The 19,521-nt window shown below is 73.4% G+C and carries 20 protein-coding genes; 14 read left to right on the forward strand and 6 right to left on the reverse strand.

The features are described from left to right. Positions 1 to 50: 50 nt before the first annotated feature. The 11 genes from ACJTNH_RS04390 to ACJTNH_RS04440 all read left to right on the forward strand — a co-directional run bounded on the left by ACJTNH_RS04390 (position 51) and on the right by ACJTNH_RS04440 (position 8,951). The gene (locus ACJTNH_RS04390) at positions 51 to 284 is read left to right on the forward strand and encodes an AtpZ/AtpI family protein (protein WP_458173052.1); all 234 of its coding nucleotides are present in this window, start codon (positions 51 to 53) and stop codon (positions 282 to 284) included. After that, positions 281 to 1,108, forward strand: coding sequence for a F0F1 ATP synthase subunit A (gene atpB, locus ACJTNH_RS04395; RefSeq protein ID WP_458173053.1), 828 nt, complete (start codon positions 281 to 283; stop codon positions 1,106 to 1,108). Before ACJTNH_RS04390 ends, atpB begins: the two co-directional genes overlap by 4 nt. Before the next feature lie 119 nt (positions 1,109 to 1,227). Beyond that, on the forward strand, positions 1,228 to 1,455 hold the full coding sequence (atpE, locus tag ACJTNH_RS04400) for an ATP synthase F0 subunit C (RefSeq protein WP_439957969.1): 228 nt from the start codon (positions 1,228 to 1,230) through the stop codon (positions 1,453 to 1,455). A 52-nt stretch (positions 1,456 to 1,507) separates the two neighbouring features. Next, positions 1,508 to 2,083, forward strand: a complete 576-nt coding sequence (locus ACJTNH_RS04405; protein WP_458173054.1) for a F0F1 ATP synthase subunit B — start codon at positions 1,508 to 1,510, stop codon at positions 2,081 to 2,083. Continuing rightward, positions 2,083 to 2,913: a F0F1 ATP synthase subunit delta gene (locus ACJTNH_RS04410; RefSeq protein WP_458173055.1), complete on the forward strand. Its 831-nt coding sequence runs from the start codon at positions 2,083 to 2,085 to the stop codon at positions 2,911 to 2,913. The genes ACJTNH_RS04405 and ACJTNH_RS04410 overlap by 1 nt, the downstream gene beginning before the upstream one ends. A 62-nt stretch (positions 2,914 to 2,975) precedes the next feature. Then, the gene (atpA, locus tag ACJTNH_RS04415) at positions 2,976 to 4,613 is read left to right on the forward strand and encodes a F0F1 ATP synthase subunit alpha (protein ID WP_458173056.1); all 1,638 of its coding nucleotides are present in this window, start codon (positions 2,976 to 2,978) and stop codon (positions 4,611 to 4,613) included. Between the two features lies 1 nt (position 4,614). After that, complete coding sequence (locus ACJTNH_RS04420; protein WP_458173057.1) at positions 4,615 to 5,586, forward strand: F0F1 ATP synthase subunit gamma; 972 nt, start codon at positions 4,615 to 4,617, stop codon at positions 5,584 to 5,586. Positions 5,587 to 5,677: 91 nt separating this feature from the next. Beyond that, complete coding sequence (gene atpD / locus ACJTNH_RS04425; RefSeq protein ID WP_458173058.1) at positions 5,678 to 7,123, forward strand: F0F1 ATP synthase subunit beta; 1,446 nt, start codon at positions 5,678 to 5,680, stop codon at positions 7,121 to 7,123. Between the two features lie 400 nt (positions 7,124 to 7,523). Continuing rightward, complete coding sequence (locus tag ACJTNH_RS04430) at positions 7,524 to 7,772, forward strand: hypothetical protein (protein WP_458173059.1); 249 nt, start codon at positions 7,524 to 7,526, stop codon at positions 7,770 to 7,772. Between the two features lie 330 nt (positions 7,773 to 8,102). After that, positions 8,103 to 8,492 (forward strand): F0F1 ATP synthase subunit epsilon, encoded by a 390-nt coding sequence (locus ACJTNH_RS04435; protein ID WP_222193973.1) that lies wholly within the window; start codon positions 8,103 to 8,105, stop codon positions 8,490 to 8,492. A 54-nt stretch (positions 8,493 to 8,546) separates the two neighbouring features. Continuing rightward, complete coding sequence (locus ACJTNH_RS04440; protein WP_458173060.1) at positions 8,547 to 8,951, forward strand: DUF2550 domain-containing protein; 405 nt, start codon at positions 8,547 to 8,549, stop codon at positions 8,949 to 8,951. 69 nt (positions 8,952 to 9,020) lie between these two features. Here ACJTNH_RS04440 and ACJTNH_RS04445 read toward each other — a convergent pair whose 3' ends face one another. Beyond that, on the reverse strand, positions 9,021 to 9,629 hold the full coding sequence (locus tag ACJTNH_RS04445; protein WP_458173061.1) for a cob(I)yrinic acid a,c-diamide adenosyltransferase: 609 nt from the start codon (positions 9,627 to 9,629) through the stop codon (positions 9,021 to 9,023). Positions 9,630 to 9,720: 91 nt separating this feature from the next. On the opposite strand from ACJTNH_RS04445, the gene murA reads away from it, so the two are divergent. Then, the gene (gene murA, locus ACJTNH_RS04450) at positions 9,721 to 11,016 is read left to right on the forward strand and encodes a UDP-N-acetylglucosamine 1-carboxyvinyltransferase (RefSeq protein WP_458173062.1); all 1,296 of its coding nucleotides are present in this window, start codon (positions 9,721 to 9,723) and stop codon (positions 11,014 to 11,016) included. 66 nt (positions 11,017 to 11,082) lie between these two features. Here murA and ACJTNH_RS04455 read toward each other — a convergent pair whose 3' ends face one another. Then, entirely contained in the window at positions 11,083 to 11,403 is a 321-nt protein-coding gene (locus ACJTNH_RS04455) for a hypothetical protein (protein WP_458173063.1), read from the reverse strand. Positions 11,404 to 11,516: 113 nt separating this feature from the next. Here ACJTNH_RS04455 and ACJTNH_RS04460 point away from each other — a divergent pair, with 113 nt between their 5' ends. Beyond that, complete coding sequence (locus ACJTNH_RS04460; protein WP_458173064.1) at positions 11,517 to 13,586, forward strand: methylmalonyl-CoA mutase family protein; 2,070 nt, start codon at positions 11,517 to 11,519, stop codon at positions 13,584 to 13,586. Here the strand turns inward: ACJTNH_RS04460 and ACJTNH_RS04465 are convergent. From ACJTNH_RS04465 to ACJTNH_RS04475, 3 genes are all read right to left on the reverse strand, one after another. Next, a complete protein-coding gene (locus ACJTNH_RS04465; protein WP_458173065.1) occupies positions 13,583 to 14,611 on the reverse strand; it encodes a Gfo/Idh/MocA family protein in 1,029 nt (342 codons plus the stop codon). The genes ACJTNH_RS04460 and ACJTNH_RS04465 overlap by 4 nt on opposite strands. A gap of 68 nt (positions 14,612 to 14,679) precedes the next feature. Further along, on the reverse strand, positions 14,680 to 15,861 hold the full coding sequence (locus ACJTNH_RS04470; protein WP_458173066.1) for a sensor domain-containing phosphodiesterase: 1,182 nt from the start codon (positions 15,859 to 15,861) through the stop codon (positions 14,680 to 14,682). Positions 15,862 to 15,928: 67 nt separating this feature from the next. Next, a complete protein-coding gene (locus tag ACJTNH_RS04475) occupies positions 15,929 to 16,660 on the reverse strand; it encodes a YqjF family protein (RefSeq protein ID WP_458173067.1) in 732 nt (243 codons plus the stop codon). Positions 16,661 to 17,116: 456 nt separating this feature from the next. Between ACJTNH_RS04475 and ACJTNH_RS04480 the strand changes: the two genes are divergently transcribed. Continuing rightward, the gene (locus tag ACJTNH_RS04480; protein WP_458173068.1) at positions 17,117 to 18,505 is read left to right on the forward strand and encodes a dicarboxylate/amino acid:cation symporter; all 1,389 of its coding nucleotides are present in this window, start codon (positions 17,117 to 17,119) and stop codon (positions 18,503 to 18,505) included. A gap of 43 nt (positions 18,506 to 18,548) precedes the next feature. On the opposite strand, the gene ACJTNH_RS04485 is transcribed toward ACJTNH_RS04480, so the two are convergent. Then, complete coding sequence (locus ACJTNH_RS04485) at positions 18,549 to 19,337, reverse strand: hypothetical protein (protein WP_458173069.1); 789 nt, start codon at positions 19,335 to 19,337, stop codon at positions 18,549 to 18,551. Between the last annotated feature and the right edge of the window lie 184 nt (positions 19,338 to 19,521).

Raw genomic sequence — 19,521 nt, forward strand, 5'->3', positions numbered from 1 at the left:
CCACTCGACCACGCCCTGAACAGCCTGCTCGTCAGCCCAGCGGGGCCGACATGGGCTGGGGGGTCACCGGGACGATCCTGTCCGGGATGGCCGTCTGGGGCGGGGCCGGGTGGCTGGTCGACCAGTGGCTGGACACGCGAGTGTTCTTCCCGGTCGGGGTCATCCTCGGCGTGGCGGTGGCCATCTACGTGGTCATCAAGCGATACGGCGGGCCCGACCAGGCCGCCGCACAGCCCCCGGGCGGCCGACAGAGCCGGCCCAGGACGCAGAAGGGACAACGGTGACCTCCAGCGCCCACGCGCTCGGCGACGTGCTCGCTGTGGAGAGCGACCCCGGTGGCGGCTTCACGCCCCCGGGCATCGGAGAGTTCTACCCCGAGGCGCTCACCAGCTTCTCCCTGCTGGGTGTCGACTTCGAGATCACCCGGATCACGCTGATCGCCTGGGTGGCGACCGCGGCGATGATCGCCCTGCTGGTCGCCGCGGTGCGCAAGCCGGAGATCGTCCCCGGCAAGCTCCAGTTCATCGGCGAGACCGGCTACTCCTTCGTGCGGGACGGGATCGCCCGCGACGTCGTCGGCCCGAAGGGCCTGCCGTTCGCGCCGTTCCTCGCCTCGCTGTTCTTCTTCATCCTGGCGAACAACCTGATGGCGATCATCCCGCTCGCCCAGATCTCGCCGATGTCGAAGTTCGCCTTCCCGCTGGTGCTGGCGTTGATCTGCTGGGTCCTCTACATCGCGGTCGGGATCAAGAACCAGGGCCTGTGGCCCTACTTCCGCGACATCATGTTCCTGCCCGGCGTGCCGAAGCCGATGTACATCCTGATCACGCCGCTGGAGCTGCTGCAGAACTTCATCGTGCGGCCGTTCACGCTGGCGATCCGGCTCTTCGCGAACATGTTCGCCGGCCACATGCTGCTGGTGACGTTCGCGCTCGGCGCCACCTACCTGCTCTCCGTCGACAACTTCTCCGTGGTCTTCGGCCCGGTGTCGGCGCTGATGGCGATCGTGATGACGTTCTTCGAGCTGCTGGTCATCTTCCTGCAGGCCTACGTCTTCACGATGCTGATGGGCACCTACCTCAACGGTTCCGTCGAGGCCGCTCACTGACCCGCGCCGGCCGGCTCCACCGGTCGGTCACCTGAACTGCACCACCGCACCACCCGCACGACCCCGCCAGCCGCCCGGCCCACCGCCGGGCGACGACACAGGAGGAACACCCCGCGATGATGGACGTTCTCGCAGAGCTCGAAGGCAGCATCGGTTCGGTCGGCTACGGCATCGCCACGATCGGCCCCGGCATCGGTGTCGGTCTGGTCTGGGCCGCCTACATCCAGGCCACCGCCCGTCAGCCCGAGTCGGCCGGCCTCACCCGCACCTACGCCTTCCTGGGCTTCGCCCTGGCCGAGGCGCTGGCGCTGATCGGCTTCGTCGCCCCCCTCGTCTACGGCACCTGATCCGCTCGCTGACGAGTTCGGTCACTGACATCCAGACGAGGACGTTGACAGCATGAGCATCTTGGCTGCGGAGAGCGCGAACCCGCTCATCCCGCCCTTCGGCGAGATCATCGTCGGCCTGATCGCGTTCGCGGTCCTGGCCTTCGTGGTGATCAAGTTCGTCGCACCGCGCTTCGAGCAGGTCTTCCAGGCCCGTCGCGCGGCGATCGAGGGCGGCATCGAGCGGGCCGAGGCCATGCAGGCCGAGGCCAAGGCCGCGCTGGAGCAGTACCGCGCTCAGCTCGCCGAGGCGCGCACCGAGGCGGCGCAGATCCGCGACGCCGCGCGTGCGGAGGGGCAGCAGATCATCGAGGAGCTCCGCGCCCAGGCGCAGGAGGAGTCGGCTCGGATCGTCGCCCGCGGCGAGGAGCAGCTCGCTGCCTCTCGCCAGCAGGTGATCAACGAGCTGCGCGGTCAGATCGGCACGCTGGCCGTCGACCTCGCCGGCCGGCTGGTCGGCGAGTCGCTGGCCGACGACGCCCGGCGCAGCGGCACCGTCGACCGGTTCCTGGACCAGCTGGACGGCATGTCCGCTGCCGGTGACGGCCGCGGCGGCAGCTCGGCGTACGTCCCGCAGGACGCCCGCTGATGCACGCCTCCAGCCGGGCAGCGATGGAGGCCTCGCGGGCGAGCCTCCTCGAGCAGACCGGGGGCGCCCGCAGCCGCAACCGCGGTGAGGCGCTGCTGACCCTGGCCGACGAGGTGTTCGCCGTGGCGCACCTCCTCGACGGCCAGCCGTCGCTGCGGCGTGCCCTCTCGGACGCCTCGGTGCGGCCGGAGGACCGGGCGGGCCTGGCCCGCCGGCTGCTGTCGGCGCAGGTCTCCGCAGCCACCCTCGCGGTGGTCGAGACGGTCGCCCAGCAGCGCTGGTCCCGTCCGCTCGACCTGGTCGAGGCCACCGAGACGCTGGCCACGGAGGCGGCCCTGGACGCCGCGGACGCCCGCGGTGAGCTCGAGGGCGTGGAGGACGAGCTCTTCCGGTTCGGCCGGATCGTCGCCGGCGACGCCGACCTGGCGCGCATCCTGGGCAACCGCTCGGCGCCCCGCGAGGGCAAGACCGCGCTGCTGGACCGGCTGCTGTCCGGGAAGGTCAGCCCGGTCACCGAGCGCCTGGTCCGGAACTCGCTGACCAGCTCGCACGTGCACAACGCGGAGAACGAGATCGAGCGGCTCTCCACGATGGCGGCCCGCCGGCGTGGTCGGTCGGTCGCCCACGTGATCAGCGCCGTCCCCCTGTCGGCCGTTCAGGAACAACGGCTGGTGGGTGTGCTCGAGCGCATCTACGGGCGCACCATGGGCCTGCAGGTGCAGGTCGACCCCGACGTCCTCGGCGGTCTGGTCGTCCGGGTCGGTGACGAGGTCATCGACGGCAGCATCGCCCACCGGCTCGAGGACGCCGGCCGCCGACTGGCCGGCTGACGGCACCGATCGACCGCTCCACCGCATCACCACAGACACCAGCAGAAGAGGACGCGAGAGCCATGGCCGAGCTGACGATCTCCGCGGACGAGATCCGCAGTGCCATCCAGAACTACGTCTCCGACTACACCCCGGACGTCTCCCGCGAGGAGGTCGGGGTCGTCACCGAGGCCGGCGACGGCATCGCCCGGGTCGAGGGCCTGCCCTCGGTCATGACCAACGAGCTCCTCGAGTTCGAGGGCGGCGTGCGGGGCCTGGCCCTGAACCTCGACGTGCGTGAGGTCGGTGTCGTCATCCTCGGTGACTTCGCCGGCATCGAGGAGGGCCAGACGGTCCGCCGGACCGGCGAGGTCCTCTCCGTCCCCGTGGGCGACGGGTTCCTCGGCCGCGTGGTCGACCCGCTGGGCAACGCGATCGACGGGGCCGGCCCGATCGAGACCTCCAGCCGCCGCGCGCTCGAGCTGCAGGCGCCCACCGTGGTGCAGCGGCAGTCGGTGCACGAGCCGATGCAGACCGGCATCAAGGCCATCGACGCCATGACCCCGATCGGCCGCGGTCAGCGCCAGCTGATCATCGGTGACCGGCAGACCGGCAAGTCGGCCATCGCGCTGGACACGATCATCAACCAGAAGCAGGCCTGGGCGACCGGCGACCCGCAGCAGCAGGTGCGCTGCATCTACGTGGCGGTCGGTCAGAAGGGCTCGACCATCGCCGCCACCCGCGCCGCCCTCGAGGAGGCCGGCGCGATGGAGTACACGACCATCGTCGCCGCACCGGCCTCGGAGGCCGCGGGCTTCAAGTACATCGCCCCCTACACCGGCTCGGCCATCGGCCAGCACTGGATGTACGAGGGCAAGCACGTCCTGATCGTGTTCGACGACCTGTCCAAGCAGGCCGAGGCCTACCGCGCCGTCTCGCTGCTGCTGCGCCGTCCGCCGGGCCGCGAGGCCTACCCCGGCGACGTCTTCTACTTGCACTCCCGCCTGCTGGAGCGCTGCGCGAAGCTCTCCGACGAGCTGGGCGCCGGCTCGATGACCGGGCTGCCGCTCATCGAGACCAAGGGCAACGACGTGTCGGCCTACATCCCGACCAACGTCATCTCGATCACCGACGGGCAGATCTTCCTCGAGACGGGTCTGTTCAACTCCGGTGTCCGCCCGGCGATCAACGTGGGCATCTCGGTGTCCCGGGTGGGTGGTTCGGCGCAGATCAAGGCGATGAAGTCGGTCGCCGGGCGCCTGCGCCTGGACCTGGCGCAGTTCCGCGAGCTGGAGGCCTTCTCGTCCTTCTCCTCCGACCTGGACGCCTCCAGCCGCGCCACCCTGGACCGCGGCCAGCGTCTCGTCGAGCTGCTCAAGCAGGGCCAGTACTCGCCGTTCCCCGTCGAGCGCGAGGTCGTCTCGCTGTGGCTGGGCACCACCGGCAAGCTGGACCGGGTGCCCGTCGGCGACGTCCGTCGCTTCGAGCTGGAGTTCCTGGACTTCATCGGCCGGGGCGACAACGTCGTCTTCGACACGATCCGGACGTCCAAGAAGCTCGAGGACGACGTGGTGAGCAGCCTCGAGGCGGCGGTGGAGACCTTCTACGGTCAGTTCACCACCTCCGACGGCGAGTCCCTGCAGGTCAACGAGCCCGAGGTCGAGGCCATGGACGCCAGCCAGCGCGGCCAGGAGACCGTCCGGGTCAAGCGGAGCGCCTGACATGGCCGCTTCCCTGCGCGCGCTGCGGCGCCGGATCCGCTCCACGCGGTCGACGAAGAAGATCTTCTCGGCCCAGGAGCTGATCGCCGGCGCCCGCATCGTGCGGGCCCAGGCCCGGGTGGAGGCCTCCCAGCCCTACGCCCGGGAGATCACCCGGGTGCTGTCCGCGCTGGCCGGTTCGGCCAGCCTGGACCACCCGCTGCTGACCGAGCGGCCCGAGCCCAAGCGGGTCGCCGTCCTGGTCATCACCTCCGACCGGGGCTTCGCGGGCTCCTACAACGTCAACGTCCTGCGGCGTACCGAGGAGCTCCTCGGGCTGCTGCGGAACGAGGGCAAGGAGCCGCTGGTGTACGTCATCGGCCGCAAGGGCGAGACGTACTACCGGTTCCGCGACCGGCCGATCGAGGAGTCCTGGACCGGCTTCTCCGAGCAGCCCTCCTACGAGGACGCGCAGGAGGTCGGCCGGACGCTGATCGACGCCTTCACCGCCGGTGAGGACGACGCGGACGGCGACGGCGGTGCCGACGGCGTCCCCGGCGTCGACGAGCTGCACATCGTCTACACGGAGTTCCGCTCGTTGCTGGCCCAGGTGCCGGTGGCGAAGCGGATGGCCCCCCTGGTGGTCGAGGAGGTCGACGACCTCGGCGACGAGGCCGGGACCGGACAGGACCAGTCGGGTCGCTCCAGCGAGGTCCCGACCTCCTACGAGTTCGAGCCGTCGGCCGAGGCGCTGCTGGACGCGCTGCTGCCGAAGTACGTCACCACCCGGATCTACGCGGCGCTGCTGGAGTCGGCTGCATCGGAGTCGGCCTCGCGCCGGCGGGCGATGAAGTCGGCCTCGGACAACGCCGAGGAGCTGGCCAAGAACCTCTCCCGGCAGGCCAACCAGGCCCGCCAGGCCGGCATCACCCAGGAGATCAGCGAGATCGTCGGCGGCGCCGACGCGCTGGTGTCCAGCAGCTCCGACAACTGAGCACCGCCCCGGTCGGGGCGGCACCCGCCGCCCCGACCGGGGACACCGAAGACGCGAGACCACCGAGCCCCAGGGCAGGAGAGCAGTACTGATGACCGTCACCGAGGACCGCCCGAGCACCCAGTCGACCACCGGCGCCGGCCGGGTCGTCCGGGTCACCGGCCCGGTCGTCGACGTCGAGTTCCCCCGCGACGCGATGCCCGAGATCTTCAACGCGCTCAAGGTCGAGGTCACCCTGGCCGACCTGGGCAAGACGCTGACCCTCGAGGTCGCCCAGCACCTGGGCGACAACGTGGTCCGCACCATCTCCATGCAGCCGACCGACGGCCTGGTCCGCGGCGCCGAGGTGACCGACACCGGCAAGGCGATCAACGTCCCCGTCGGCGAGGCCGTCACCGGGCACGTGTTCAACGCCCTCGGCGAGTGCCTGGACACCCCCGGCTACGGCACCGACGCCCCGCACTGGGAGATCCACCGGCACGCGCCGAAGTTCGACCAGCTCGAGGGCCGCACCGAGATGCTGGAGACCGGCATCAAGGTGATCGACCTGCTCACCCCGTACATCCGCGGCGGGAAGATCGGCCTGTTCGGCGGTGCGGGTGTGGGCAAGACCGTGCTCATCCAGGAGATGATCCGCCGCGTCGCCCAGGAGTTCGGTGGCGTCTCGGTGTTCGCCGGCGTCGGCGAGCGCACCCGTGAGGGCAACGACCTCATCACCGAGATGACCGAGTCCGGCGTCATCAACTCGACCGCGCTGGTCTTCGGCCAGATGGACGAGCCGCCGGGCACCCGGCTGCGCGTGGCGCTGTCCGCCCTGACGATGGCGGAGTACTTCCGCGACGAGCAGGACCAGGACGTGCTGCTCTTCATCGACAACATCTTCCGGTTCACCCAGGCCGGCTCCGAGGTCTCCACGCTGCTGGGCCGCATGCCCTCCGCGGTGGGCTACCAGCCGACCCTGGCCGACGAGATGGGCGAGCTGCAGGAGCGGATCACCTCGACCCGGGGCCGGTCCATCACCTCGCTGCAGGCGATCTACGTGCCCGCCGACGACATCACCGACCCGGCGCCGCACACCACCTTCGCCCACCTGGACGCCACGACGAACCTGTCGCGGCCGATCTCGGAGAAGGGCATCTACCCGGCCGTCGACCCGCTGGACTCCACCAGCCGGATCCTCGACGCGCAGTACGTCGGGCAGGAGCACTACGACATCGCCAGCGAGGTGAAGCGGATCCTGCAGCGGTACCAGGAGCTGCAGGACATCATCGCGATCCTCGGCATCGACGAGCTGGGCGAGGAGGACAAGGTCACCGTCAACCGCGCACGGCGGATCGAGCGGTTCCTCTCCCAGAACATGTTCGTGGCGGAGGCCTTCACCGGTCAGCCGGGCTCGTACGTGCCGCTGTCGGAGACGCTCCAGGCGTTCAAGGCGCTGACCCAGGGCGAGTACGACCACGTGCCCGAGCAGGCCTTCTTCATGTGCGGTGGCCTCGAGGACCTCGAGCGGAACTACGACAAGCTCAAGAAGAGCTAGTCGCCAGTCCGACGACTGCGCTCCCGCGGGGGCGCTGCACTCCGGTCGCGGCCGGGCTCCCTGCGGGGAGCCCGGCCGTCGCCGTTCCCGGAGGGGTCCCGGTCGACCGGGTCGGGCCGGGCGGGCTCAGCGCTGACGCCGACCGGCCGGCACCGCCCGGTGGCGTGGCACGGCGTCGGCCGGAGGTCAGCCGGCCCGGGCAGCGCTGCGGTGTCGGCCGGTCGTGGACCCAGGCGTGCCCGCACTCCGGTGCGGGGCGGTGACCTGGCGTGGTGGCACGGCGGGGCAGGCTCCATCCGATCGGGTGGTCGCGTCGAACGGAGTTCAAGCAACCCCGTGGCGGTGTCGATCATGTGGTCGGTGCGTCCGGTCGGCGGGCGCCAGGAACGGGAGTACGACGGTGCACAGGACAGGCCTCGCGGCGGTGCTGCGGCGCAGTGGGACGGCGACGCTCGCGCCGAGCCGCCCCGACCAGACCGCCCCCGGTCCGCTGCCCGAGGACGCACTGGACTGGAGCTGGCCGCCCTACGCGCCGGTCGAGCCCGCCGCGGAGCCGTTCGACGTGGCCGAGTGGGCTCCCCGCTCGGTGGTCTGGCACCCGCAGGTCCGAGTGGGCCGGTGGACCGTGGTCTACCGCCGCGCCGCATGAGGGAACGTCACCGGCCCTCAGCGGCGCCGCACGGCCGCGTCACCCCGTCCGCGCGGGTGGCGTCGGGGGCCGCAGCGCGACCATGCCGCCGGACCGTCACTGGACGCTGTCCGGAGTGGGCCGGAGCCACCGGGTCGGCGCCGCGGCATGAGGCGCGCGCTCGGGTCGTGGATCGCGTCCGCGCCCGGCTCGAGGCGGGCTCCAGCCGGGCTGTGGCGGGGACGTCCCCGGTGCGCCGGTACAGTGGGATCGACCCGCTGCCGCGTCCGACCGGACCGGCGGCCCGCATCACAGGCCCGAACGGCCGGTCGATGACCCTGGAGGACTGACGTGGCGACCCTGCAGGTCGAGCTCGTGGCCGTGGAGAAGATGATCTGGTCCGGTGAGGCCAGCATGGTCATCGCCCGCACGACCGAGGGCGAGCTCGGTGTCCTGCCCGGTCACGCGCCGCTCCTGGGCGAGCTGGCCCCCGGCGGCGTGGTCCGCATCCGACCGGAGTCCGGTGACGACCTCGTCGTCGCGGCGCACGGTGGCTTCCTCTCGGTGACCGAGCGGGGCGTGTCGATCCTCGCCGAGACCGCGGAGATCTCCACCGACATCGACGTGGAGCGGGCCCGTGAGGCGCTCCGCCGGGCCGAGCAGGCCGGCGACGACCCCGAGGCGCTCGCCGCCGCCCGACGGGCGCAGTCCCGGCTCCGCGCCGCCGGCCAGGACGCCTGACCGCAGCCGGCTGAGCTCCGTCCCGATCCGCTCGCGGCCCCCAGCACCCGCCCGGTGACCACCGTCGTCCTGGTCCTCGTCGGGGTGCTGCTCGTCGGCCTGGTGGCGGCCTTCCTGCTGCGGCGCCGTTTCCTGCTCTCCGGGCTGGGCGCGGTCACCATGTGGCTGCGGGCCCCCGGTGCGCCCCGCTGGTCGGTCGGCGTCGCCTGGTACTCGGGGGAGACGCTGCTCTGGTACCGGGCCCTGTCGCTCTCGGTACGGCCCAACCGGCGGCTGTGCCGCTCCCAGTTCCAGGTGGACGCGCGCCGCCGGCCCACCGCCGACGACCTGTCACTGCCCGACGAGAGCGTGATCCTGACCTGCCGCACCGGTGCCGGGCCGCAGGAGCTGGCGATGGACACCTCGACGGTGACCGGCTTCCTGTCCTGGATCGAGTCGGCCCCGCCCGTCGACCGCTGACGAAGGACCCCGCCGCCCCCCACGCTCCGCAGGCTCAGCGCGGGCCCCTGCGGCGGGGCCGGTCCGCGCTCAGCCCTCGCTGCGAGCGGCGCGCTGGGCGTGCACGCCGCTGTGCGCGCCGGGCTCCCAGAGCACGTCGCCGTCGGGGTTGGCCGCCCGGGACAGGATGAACAGCAGGTCCGACAACCGGTTGAGGTACCGCGCGGTCTCGGGGTTGGTGCGCTCCCCGTCGGCCTCCAGCAGCGCCCACACGCTGCGCTCGGCCCGGCGGGCGACCGTCCGCGCGGTGTGCAGCAGCGCGGCCAGCGGGGTGCCGCCGGGCAGCACGAACGAGGTCAGCGCCGGCAGCTCCGCGTTGGCGACGTCGCACGCCGCCTCGAGCCGTTCGGTGTAGGCGGGGGTGACCCGCAGCGGCGGGTGCTCCGGGTCGGGGTGCACCGGGGTGGAGAGGTCGGCACCGACGTCGAACAGGTCGTTCTGGATGCTGCGCAGCAGCTCCGTCAGCTCCGCCGAGGGGCTGCCCAGGGCGATCGCGACACCCAGGCAGCTGTTGGCCTCGTCGACGTCGGCGTAGGCGACCAGGCGGGGGTCGGTCTTGCTGACCCGGGACATGTCGCCCAGGTGGGTCTGCCCGGCGTCGCCGGTGCGGGTGTAGATGCGGGTCAGCCGGACGGTCATGCGGCCGAGCCTAGTTGGAGGACCCTGCTGCCCCCACCCCTCGCAGGCTCGGGGCGGGACCCTGCAGCAGGGCCACCCGTAGGGTGGTCGAGTGGAGTGCTTCGAGGTGACCGGCGGGGCGTCGCTGCGCGGTCGGGTCCGCGTCACCGGTGCCAAGAACAGCGCCCTGAAGCTCATGGCGGCCGCGTTGCTGGCCCCGGGGCGGACGACGCTGGAGGAGGTGCCCGACATCCTCGACGTCACGATCATGAGCGAGGTGCTGCGGCGCCTGGGCTGCGGCGTGGTCTTCGAGCGCTACCCGCTGGAGCCCGGCGGCAGCCCGAGCGGTGGGGGGCGGGTGCTGATCGACGTCCCCGAGCGGCCCTCCAGCGAGACCGACTACGACCTGGTCCGCCGGATGCGCGCCTCGATCAGCGTGCTCGGTCCGCTGGTCGCCCGGCTGGGCACCGCGAAGGTGGCCCTGCCCGGTGGTGACGCGATCGGCTCCCGCGGCCTGGACATGCACATCGCCGGCCTGGAGCGGCTGGGCGCCAGCATCGTGAGCGAGCACGGCTTCCTGATCGCCACCGCCCCCAAGCTCGTCGGCACCTCGATCTGGCTGGACTTCCCGTCGGTCGGGGCCACCGAGAACCTGGTGATGGCGGCCGTGCTCGCCGAGGGCACGACGATCGTGGACAACGCCGCCCGCGAGCCGGAGATCGTCGACCTGTGCTCGATGCTCGTGGCGATGGGCGCCCGCATCGAGGGCGCCGGCACCTCGACGATCACCGTGGAGGGCGTGGGCGGCCTGCGCCCGGTGGCCTGCTCGGTGGTGCCGGACCGCATCGTCGCCGGTACCTGGGCCATCGGCGCGGTCATGACCCGCGGCGACCTGGTCATCGAGCGGGCGGTCGCCGAGCACCTGACCGTGCCGCTGGACAAGCTGGTCAGCGCCGGGGCCACCGTGGAGCCCGGCCCGGACGGCGTCCGGGTGGCGATGGACGAGCGGCCGAAGGGCGTCGACGTCGTCACGCTGCCCTTCCCCGGGTTCCCGACCGACCTGCAGCCGATGGCGGTGGCGCTCGCCGCGGTGTCCACCGGCACGGCGCTGATCACCGAGAACGTGTTCGAGGGCCGGTTCATGTTCGTCAACGAGCTCGTCCGGCTCGGCGCGGACGTGCGCATCGACGGCCACCACGCGGTGGTGCGCGGACGGGAGCGGCTCTCCAGCGCCCCGGTGCTGGCCACCGACATCCGGGCCGGCGCCGGCCTGGTGCTGGCCGGGCTGCTCACCGACGGGGTCACCGAGGTGCAGGACGTGCACCACGTCGACCGTGGCTACCCCGACTTCACCGAGCAGCTGCGCGGCGTCGGCGTGCAGATCGAGCGCACCCAGCGTCCGAGCTGACGATCGGCCCCCTCGCAGGGGCCCGGGCCGAGCGGAGCGGGGTCTGGGGGCGAGGGGGGTCCCTCGTCAGCGGCCGCCGAACGAGAGGGCCAGCGCCCGGGCCCGGGCGAGGTCCTCGGGGAAGACCAGGACGTCGGCGCGGTGGGCGGCCGGTTCGCGGATGGTGGACCGGATGCCGGCGTCGGAGAGCACCGCGCGCAACGCGAGCGCGGACTCCCGGCGGGTGAGCGTGGCCACCGGGGTCAGCAGCTCCTCCCGCTGCACCGGCTTGCCCGAGGAGCCCCCGGAGGAGAAGGCCCAGCGGAGGAACAGCAGCAGCAGGCCGACCATCAGCGCGGCGATGGCCGGCCCCACCAGGAAGTGCAGACTGCCCGCGTCGATCGGCACGCTGACCTCCCGGGAGCGGGTGTGACCGGTCGGCCCCAGACCCGCTGCCGAGTGTGCCACCGCCCCGGGCAGCCCGTGGCTACTGGCGGGTAACCGCCCTACACTCCGCGGGCATGCCGTTCCCTTCAGCGCCGAAGGACCGCGACCGGCCCTGGGTGATGCGCACCTACGCCGGCCACTCGTCACCCGCCGAGTCCAACGCCCTCTACCGCCGCAACCTGGCGAAGGGCCAGACCGGCCTGTCGGTGGCCTTCGACCTGCCCACCCAGACCGGCTACGACCCCGACCACGAGCTGGCCGTGGGGGAGGTGGGCAAGGTCGGCGTCCCGGTGAGCCACCTGGGTGACATGCGGGCGCTCTTCGACGGCATCCCGCTGGACGAGATGAACACGTCGATGACGATCAACGCCCCGGCGATGTGGCTGCTGGCGCTCTACCAGGCGGTGGCCGAGGAGCACGGGCACGACGTCGCCCGGCTCGCCGGGACGACGCAGAACGACATCGTCAAGGAGTACCTGTCCCGCGGGACGTACGTGTTCCCGCCGGCGCAGAGCATGCGGCTGATCACCGACGTGGTCGCCTACACCGTGACGGCGATGCCGCGCTGGAACCCGATCAACATCTGCAGCTACCACCTGCAGGAGGCCGGGGCGACGCCGGTGCAGGAGATCGCCTACGCGATGAGCACCGCGATCGCCGTGCTGGACTCGGTCCGCGACTCCGGCCAGGTGCCCCCCGAGCGCTTCGGGGACGTCGTCGCCCGGATCTCCTTCTTCGTCAACGCCGGCGTCCGGTTCGTCGAGGAGATGTGCAAGATGCGCGCCTTCGGCCGGCTCTGGGACGAGCTGACCCGGGAGCGCTACGGCGTGCAGGACGCCGGGCAACGGCGGTTCCGGTACGGCGTGCAGGTCAACTCCCTCGGGCTGACCGAGGCCCAGCCGGAGAACAACGTGCAGCGGATCGTGCTGGAGATGCTCGGGGTCACCCTGTCCCGGGACGCCCGCGCCCGCGCCGTCCAGCTGCCGGCCTGGAACGAGGCCCTCGGGCTGCCCCGCCCCTGGGACCAGCAGTGGTCGCTGCGGCTGCAGCAGGTGCTCGCCTTCGAGACCGACCTGCTGGAGTACGACGACCTCTTCACCGGGTCGGTGGTGGTGGAGACCAAGGTCGCCGAGCTGGTCGAGGGTGCCACGGCCGAGATGGCCCGGGTGCAGGAGCTGGGCGGGGCGGTGGCCGCCGTGGAGTCGGGCTACATGAAGGGCCAGCTGGTCGCCTCGCTGTCGCAGCGCCGGCGCCGGATGGAGAGCGGCGCGGACGTCGTCGTCGGGGTCAACCGGTTCGAGACGACCGAGCCCAGCCCGCTGACGACCGACCTGGGGACGGCGGTGCAGACCGTCGACCCGGCGGTGGAGGCCGCGGCCCAGCGCGCGGTGCGGCAGTGGCGGGCAGCCCGGGAGCCCGGCCCGGTGGCCGAGGCACTGGACGCCCTGCGCGCCGCTGCCGGCAGCACCGGGAACCTGATGCCGGCGACCCTGCGCTGCGCCCGCGCCGGCGTGACGACGGGGGAGTGGGCCGGCGTGCTGCGCGAGGTGTTCGGTGAGTACCGGGCCCCGACCGGGGTCGGCGCGGCGGGCGCCGGCGAGGGCGACACCACGCTGGCCGAGGTGCGCGAGCGGGTGCGCACGACGGGGGAGGAGCTGGGCGGCCGGCTGCGCTTCCTGGTCGGCAAGCCCGGTCTGGACGGGCACTCCAACGGCGCCGAGCAGATCGCCGTCCGGGCCCGGGACGCCGGGTTCGAGGTCGTCTACCAGGGCATCCGGCTGACCCCGGCGCAGATCGTCTCGGCCGCGGTCGAGGAGGACGTGCACGTCGTCGGGCTGTCGGTGCTCTCCGGGTCGCACCTGCAGGTCGTCCCGGCGGTGCTCGAGGGGCTGCGGGCGGCCGGGCTGGACGACGTCCCGGTGGTGGTCGGCGGGATCGTCCCGGACGGTGACGCCCGCCGGTTGCGCGAGCTGGGGGTGGCCCGGGTGTTCACCCCGAAGGACTTCGGGATCACCGACATCATGGCCGAGGTGGTGGCCGTCGTCCGGGCCGCGAACCACCTCGACCCGGACCGCCGGGAGGCCGTGCTCCCGGGTCAGAGGCTCCCGGGTCAGAGGCTCCCGGGTCAGAGGCTCCCGGGTTAGAGGCGGACGACGACGCCCTCGGTGGCGCTGCGCCGGGCGGCGTCGAGCACGGTGAGGGAGGCGATCGCGTCCCGGGGGTCGACCGGCACGATGCCCTGGCCGCGCACCGCGGCGGCGAAGGCGGGGTAGAAGGTGTCCCAGGCGCCGGGCAGCGTGGGCACCCGGTCCTCGTGGTCGCCGCGGCGCACCCGGCCCCAGCGGGCCTCGGGCTCGGCACCCCAGTCCGGGCCCAGCGTGGCGGGTGTCTCACCGGCGATCAGCGCGTCCTCCTGGCCGTCCATCGGGCCGCCGACGACGTAGCTGCCGGCGGTGCCGGTGACCCGGAACCGGTTGCCGGGGGCGCCCTCGCTCCAGCTGCCGGCCAGGTGCGAGCGGGCACCGGAGGCGTGGGTGAGGGCGACGAAGACGTCGTCGTCCAGGCCGCTCTCCCGCACCCGCCACTCGGCGTACACGGAGGTGACCGGGCCGAGCAGCACCAGCGCCTGGTCGACCAGGTGGCTGCCGAAGTCCAGCAGCGTGCCGCCGCCGGAGGGCGCCGGCCCGGGCTCGGGGGTGAACCGCTCGAACCGGGACTCGAACCGGGTGATCGTGCCGAGGGTGCCGGCCTCGGCCAGCGCCCGCACGGTGCGGAAGTCGGAGTCCCAGCGCCGGTTCTGGTACGGCGCGAGCGGCAGGCCCAGCCGCTCGGCCCGCTCGACGCTGGCCCGCGCGGCGGCGGCGTCGAGGGCGAACGGCTTGTCGCAGACCACGGCGAGGCCGAGGTCCAGCGCCTCGTCGGTGAGCGCGGAGTGCGTGCCTGCCGGGGTGGAGATCGCCACCGCCTCGACGCCGGCCGCGGCCAGCTCGGCCAGCGAGCCGACGGCGGCCACGCCGGGGTGCTCCCGGCCGATCAGCTCGCGGCGCTCGGTCGAGGAGGTCACCACGGCGACGAGGTCGCACTCCGCCGCGGCGGCGAGCAGCGGGGCGTGGAACCACCGGCCACCGAAGCCGTACCCCACGAGTCCGAACCGAACGGGCTCCACCACGCTGCTCCCCACCTCGACGACGTCTGCCGCGGATCATCCCCTGCCGCTCGCCGGCGGCACCGGGCGGCTCAGAGCAGCGGCGCCGGACGGCCGAGCAGGTGGCCCTGCCCGTGGCGCACGCCCAGCGAGCGCAACGTCGCCACCTCGGCGGCCTCCTCGATCCCCTCCGCCACCAGCCGGGACCCGGTCTCGTCGGCGAAGCCGACCATCGCGCTGACCATCGCGCGCTTGGCCGGGTCGGCGTGCACGCCGGCCACCAGGGCGATGTCGAGCTTGATGACGTCCGGGCGCAGCCGCAGCACGTGCCGCAGGCTGGCGTAGCCGGCGCCGGCGTCGTCGACGGTCAGCCCGATGCCGGCCTCGCGCAGGCAGCCCAGGGCCCGGTCCAGGGCGTCGTAGTCGTCGACCGGGCTGTGCTCGGTGATCTCGACGGCGAGGTCGAGCGCCCGGTGGTCGAGCAGCAGGCCGGTCACCGAGGGGCACAGCAGCGCCTGCGGGGAGAGGTTCACCCCCAGCGGGCGCCCGGCCGGCAGCCGGGGTGCGACGGCCAGCGCGGCGCGGGCGGCCAGCTCCTCCAGCTCGACCCCGAGCCCCGCGGCGGCCGCGGCGCTGAACAGCCGGACGGGTCCCTCCGCCACGTCGGGGAACCGGGCCAGCGCCTCGTAGGCCACCGCCTCCTCGGTAGCCAGGTCGACGATCGGCTGGACGTGGGTGACGACCGCGCCCTCGCGCAGCACCTCCCGCACCCGCTCGGCAGGGTCGGCCGGGAGGGTGGGCAGCGGCTCGGCCAGCCGGTCGGCGATGACGTCGGCCAGCAGCTCCAGGGTGCGGACGGCCGCACCGTCCAGGTGCGCGCCGTCGTCCCGGCTGACGCAGCACAGCATCCCGACCGGGCGGCCGTCGGAGCTGCGCACCGGCGCGCCCACGTAGGAGCCGATGCCCAGTTCGGCGGTGACCGCCAGGTCGCGGGTGCCGGGGTGGCGGCGGGCACCGGTGACCACCGGGGGCAGCTGCCCGCTGAGCACCCGCACGCAGAACGAGCCCTCCAGCGAGGGCTCCAAGCCCTCGTGCACGTGCATCTCGTCCAGCGCACCGGTGGCCGCGCGGATCTGCTGCGCGGTCTCGGTGAACGTCGACATCCAGGCGACGTCCATGCCCAGCCGGGTGCGCGCGGAGTCGAGGACGCGGTGCAGCCAGGCGGGGGACAGGGCGACGGGCGGCGCGGACGGCGACGGTGGGTTCGCGGTCACCCCCGCAGTGTGACGCAGCCCTCGCCTGGACGGAACGCCTTCGTCCCGATGGCCGCGGCCGTCGCGGTCAGCGGAGCCGGGGGCCGAACCGGACGTCGACGCCGGGGGAGAACAGCACGCTGTCCGGCGGCCCGTCCACCGGCGGCAGCCCGGCCGTGGCGACCAGGTCGTCGTCCAGGGAGAGCAGCTCCGCGGCGTGCAGCGGCCAGGCCGGGTGCTCGTTCGGCCAGTACGCCAGCCGTCCGGCGGTGAGCTGGTGCAGCCCCCAGCGGCCGGTCAGGAACTGCGCCAGCGGGCTGGGCTCGGGCAGCTCCGCACCGACCCGGACGGCGATCGTGCCGCCCGCACCGCGGGGCCCGGGCCAGCGGCGGGCGCAGCGGTAGCTGAACCGGTCGCCGTCCCGCTCGATGCGCATCCGGGACCACTGGTAGGGCAGCCGGGCCACCCAGCGGGCCGCGAGCACCGGCAGCAGCCGGTCGGCCTCCAGCGAGCGGAACACGACGCCGCGCCGGCCCTGGGCGTCGACCGAGTAGAGCCGCACGTTCGTCTCCGCGAAGGACCCGAGGTACGGCAGGCCGGGGGCGCCCAGCAGCCCGATCCGCCGCATCCGGAAGGGGATGAGCCCGACGTACGTGGCGCCGTCCAGCTCGTCGGGCACGGTGCCGGCCGGCAGCAGCGGGGCCACCAGGTGCGGGTCCACCGCCCAGTGCAGGAAGGTCACGTCGCGCCAGCCCTGGGTGAAGACCGTCCGGTGCACCGACCGCGGCGCCGTCCGGCTCACGGGTTCGGGGGAGCTCACCGGCTCAGCCTGCCGGTACCTCCACCGGGACCTCGGCAGGGGTCTCCCGGCCGAGGACGGCGCGGCGGCGGTGCAGCAGCGCCCGCACCGGCTCACCCAGCGCGGCGAGGGGCAGCGGCATGCCCCGAGCCTGCTCGGCGCGGACATCGCGCACATCCACCGTCAGGTCGCGGTCGCCCTCCACCGGGAGGACCACCCGGCTGCGACTCCCGGACGACGACCGTGCCCCCCTCGGCCGCTCGGCGACGAGAGCACCGGAGGGGAGCGGTCGACGATCATGATCCCGGTCACCCGCGGGAACAGCCGGCCACCTGCTGTGCCTTCGTCCTGGGCGTGAGTGATCTCTGGGGGCTGACGCGCCGCCGCGTCGTCGACCACGGGCGGGTGACGACCGAGCGCTGTCCGGGCGACCGCTCCCGGCCCACCCCCACCCTGCTCTGAGAGGCACCCACCCCCGTGCTCGCACGTCTCCGTTCCGTCCCGTTCGCCGTCCAGGTGCTGCTCGGCCTGGTCGTCGGCGTCGCCCTCGGGCTGGTCGCCCGCGCGATGGGCCCGGTCTCCGGCTCCTTCGTCGACGGCGTGCTGGTGCCCGGCACCGACGCCAACTGGCTGACCAGCACCCTGACCACCATCGGCAACACCTTCGTCGGGCTGCTCCGGGCGATCGTCGTCCCGCTGATCGTCACCGCGATCATCGTCTCCATCGCCAACCTCAAGCAGGTGTCCAACGCCGCGCGGCTGGCGGGCCAGACGCTGCTGTGGTTCGCCATCACGTCCCTGATCGCCGTCTCGATCGGCATCGGACTGGGCCTGCTGACCCGGCCCGGTGACCGCAGCTCGGTCGACGCCGGCCTGGCCGACTACGAGGGCACGACCGGCTCCTGGTGGGACTTCCTCACCGGCCTCGTCCCGGCCAACTTCCTCGGCCTCGAGGGCGACGCGGACGGCGTCAGCTTCAACATCCTGCAGCTGATCGTGGTGTCGGTGGCCATCGGCATCGCCGCGCTGAAGGTGGGCTCGGCCGCCGACCCGTTCCTGTCGGTCACCCGCTCGGTGCTGGCGATCGTGCAGAAGGTCCTCTGGTGGGTCATCCTGCTCGCCCCGATCGGCACCGTCGGCCTGATCGGCAAGGCCGTGGCCAGCTACGGCTGGGAGTCCCTCGGCTCGCTGGGCGTCTTCGTCGGCGCCGTCTACGCCGGCCTGGCGATCGTGCTGCTGGTCGTCTACCCGGTGCTGCTCAAGCTGCACGGCCTCTCGCCGCTGCGCTTCTACGCCGGCGCCTGGCCGGCGATCCAGCTGGCCTTCGTCTCGCGCAGCTCGATCGGCACCCTGCCGGTGACCCAGCGGGTCACCGAGGCCGACCTCGGCGTGCCGCGCAGCTACGCCTCGTTCGCCGTGCCGCTGGGCGCCACCACCAAGATGGACGGTTGCGCCGCGATCTACCCGGCGCTGGCGGCGATCTTCGTGGCCGAGTTCTTCGACGTCCCGCTGTCGATCACCGACTACCTGCTCATCGCGCTGGTCTCGGTGGTCGGCTCGGCGGCCACCGCCGGGGTCACCGGGGCGGTCGTGATGCTCACCCTGACGCTGTCCACCCTGGGCCTGCCGCTGGCCGGCGTCGGCCTGCTGCTCGCGGTCGACCCGATCCTGGACATGGGGCGCACCGCCACCAACGTCACCGGCCAGGCGCTGGTGCCCACGATCGTCGCCAAGCGGGAGGGGCTGCTGGACGTGGCCCGCTACAACGCCACCCGCACCGCCGACCCGCTCGCGCCGGTGGACCAGGACGGCGGCGTGGACGACGACCTGCGCACCCCGCAGCCGCCGGTGGCCGCACAGGCCTGACGCGCTGGTGCTCCCCGGGTCGCGGACCCGGGGGGCACGGCGGTCAGCCGGTCAGGTCGGCGCAGCCGGACTCCTCCGGCAGCAGCGGGCGGAAGGTGATCGACCACCGGGCGCCGTCCGCGCCCACCCAGGGGGTGAGCGTCGTCGCGCCCCGGGCCGCGTCGGCCAGGGCCCGGGCCTGCTCGCCGGTGGCGGTCACGCAGGTCACCCCCGGCGCGATCGGCTCGCCCGGCAGCGCCGGCCCGGGCCAGGTCAGCTCCGGCTGGGTCGTCCCGTCGGCCGGGGCGGACCACGGGCGGGCCAGGGCGGCCACCGCTGCGGGCTGGTAGGACTCCGGTGCGGCGTCGCCGCCGAGGGTGGCCGACAGGTCGGTCAGCTCGTCGAGGAGCCCACGCAGCTCGGCCCGGGCGGCCTCCTGCTCTTCGGTCAGCCCGCCGGCACCCACCCCCTCCTGGAGCGCGTGGACCTCCCGGGTGATCGGCCCCTCCTCGGTCACGAGCGTGAACCGGGTCGAGGGGACGTCGGCGAGCGGCGGCGACCCGAGGTCGGCGGTCTCGTCGATGCCCGCGGCCAGCGCCCGCTCGGCGAGCTCCTGCAGCGTCGACCGGTCGGCCTGCTGCACCTGCACGTTGGGCCAGGCGGGGCCGGGGTAGACCGCGATCACCGGCCCCTGCGTGATCACCCGGCCGTCGCCGTACACGCTCACGATCGGCAGCCGGCCGGCCAGCACCTCCGGGGTCACGAACCCGCCGGTCTGCGCGATCTGGAGCACCACCGCGTCCTCGGCCTCCGGCAGCGCGGCGGTCTCGGGCTCCGCGGCGGTCTCGGGCACGGGTGCCGGTGTCGTGCCCGGGTCGCCGCCCTCTGCGCAGGCGGTCAGCAGCAGGGCCAGCACGAGGCCGGCAGGACGCAGAGCGATGGCAGGGCGCACAGGGAGTACACGGCTGCCGACGTCCCCGGGTTCCACGCACGTCGATGACGCGCCGGTGGGCGGGGGCCCATGGGCCGGCCGGTAG

Source organism: Modestobacter lacusdianchii, assembly GCF_054177765.1.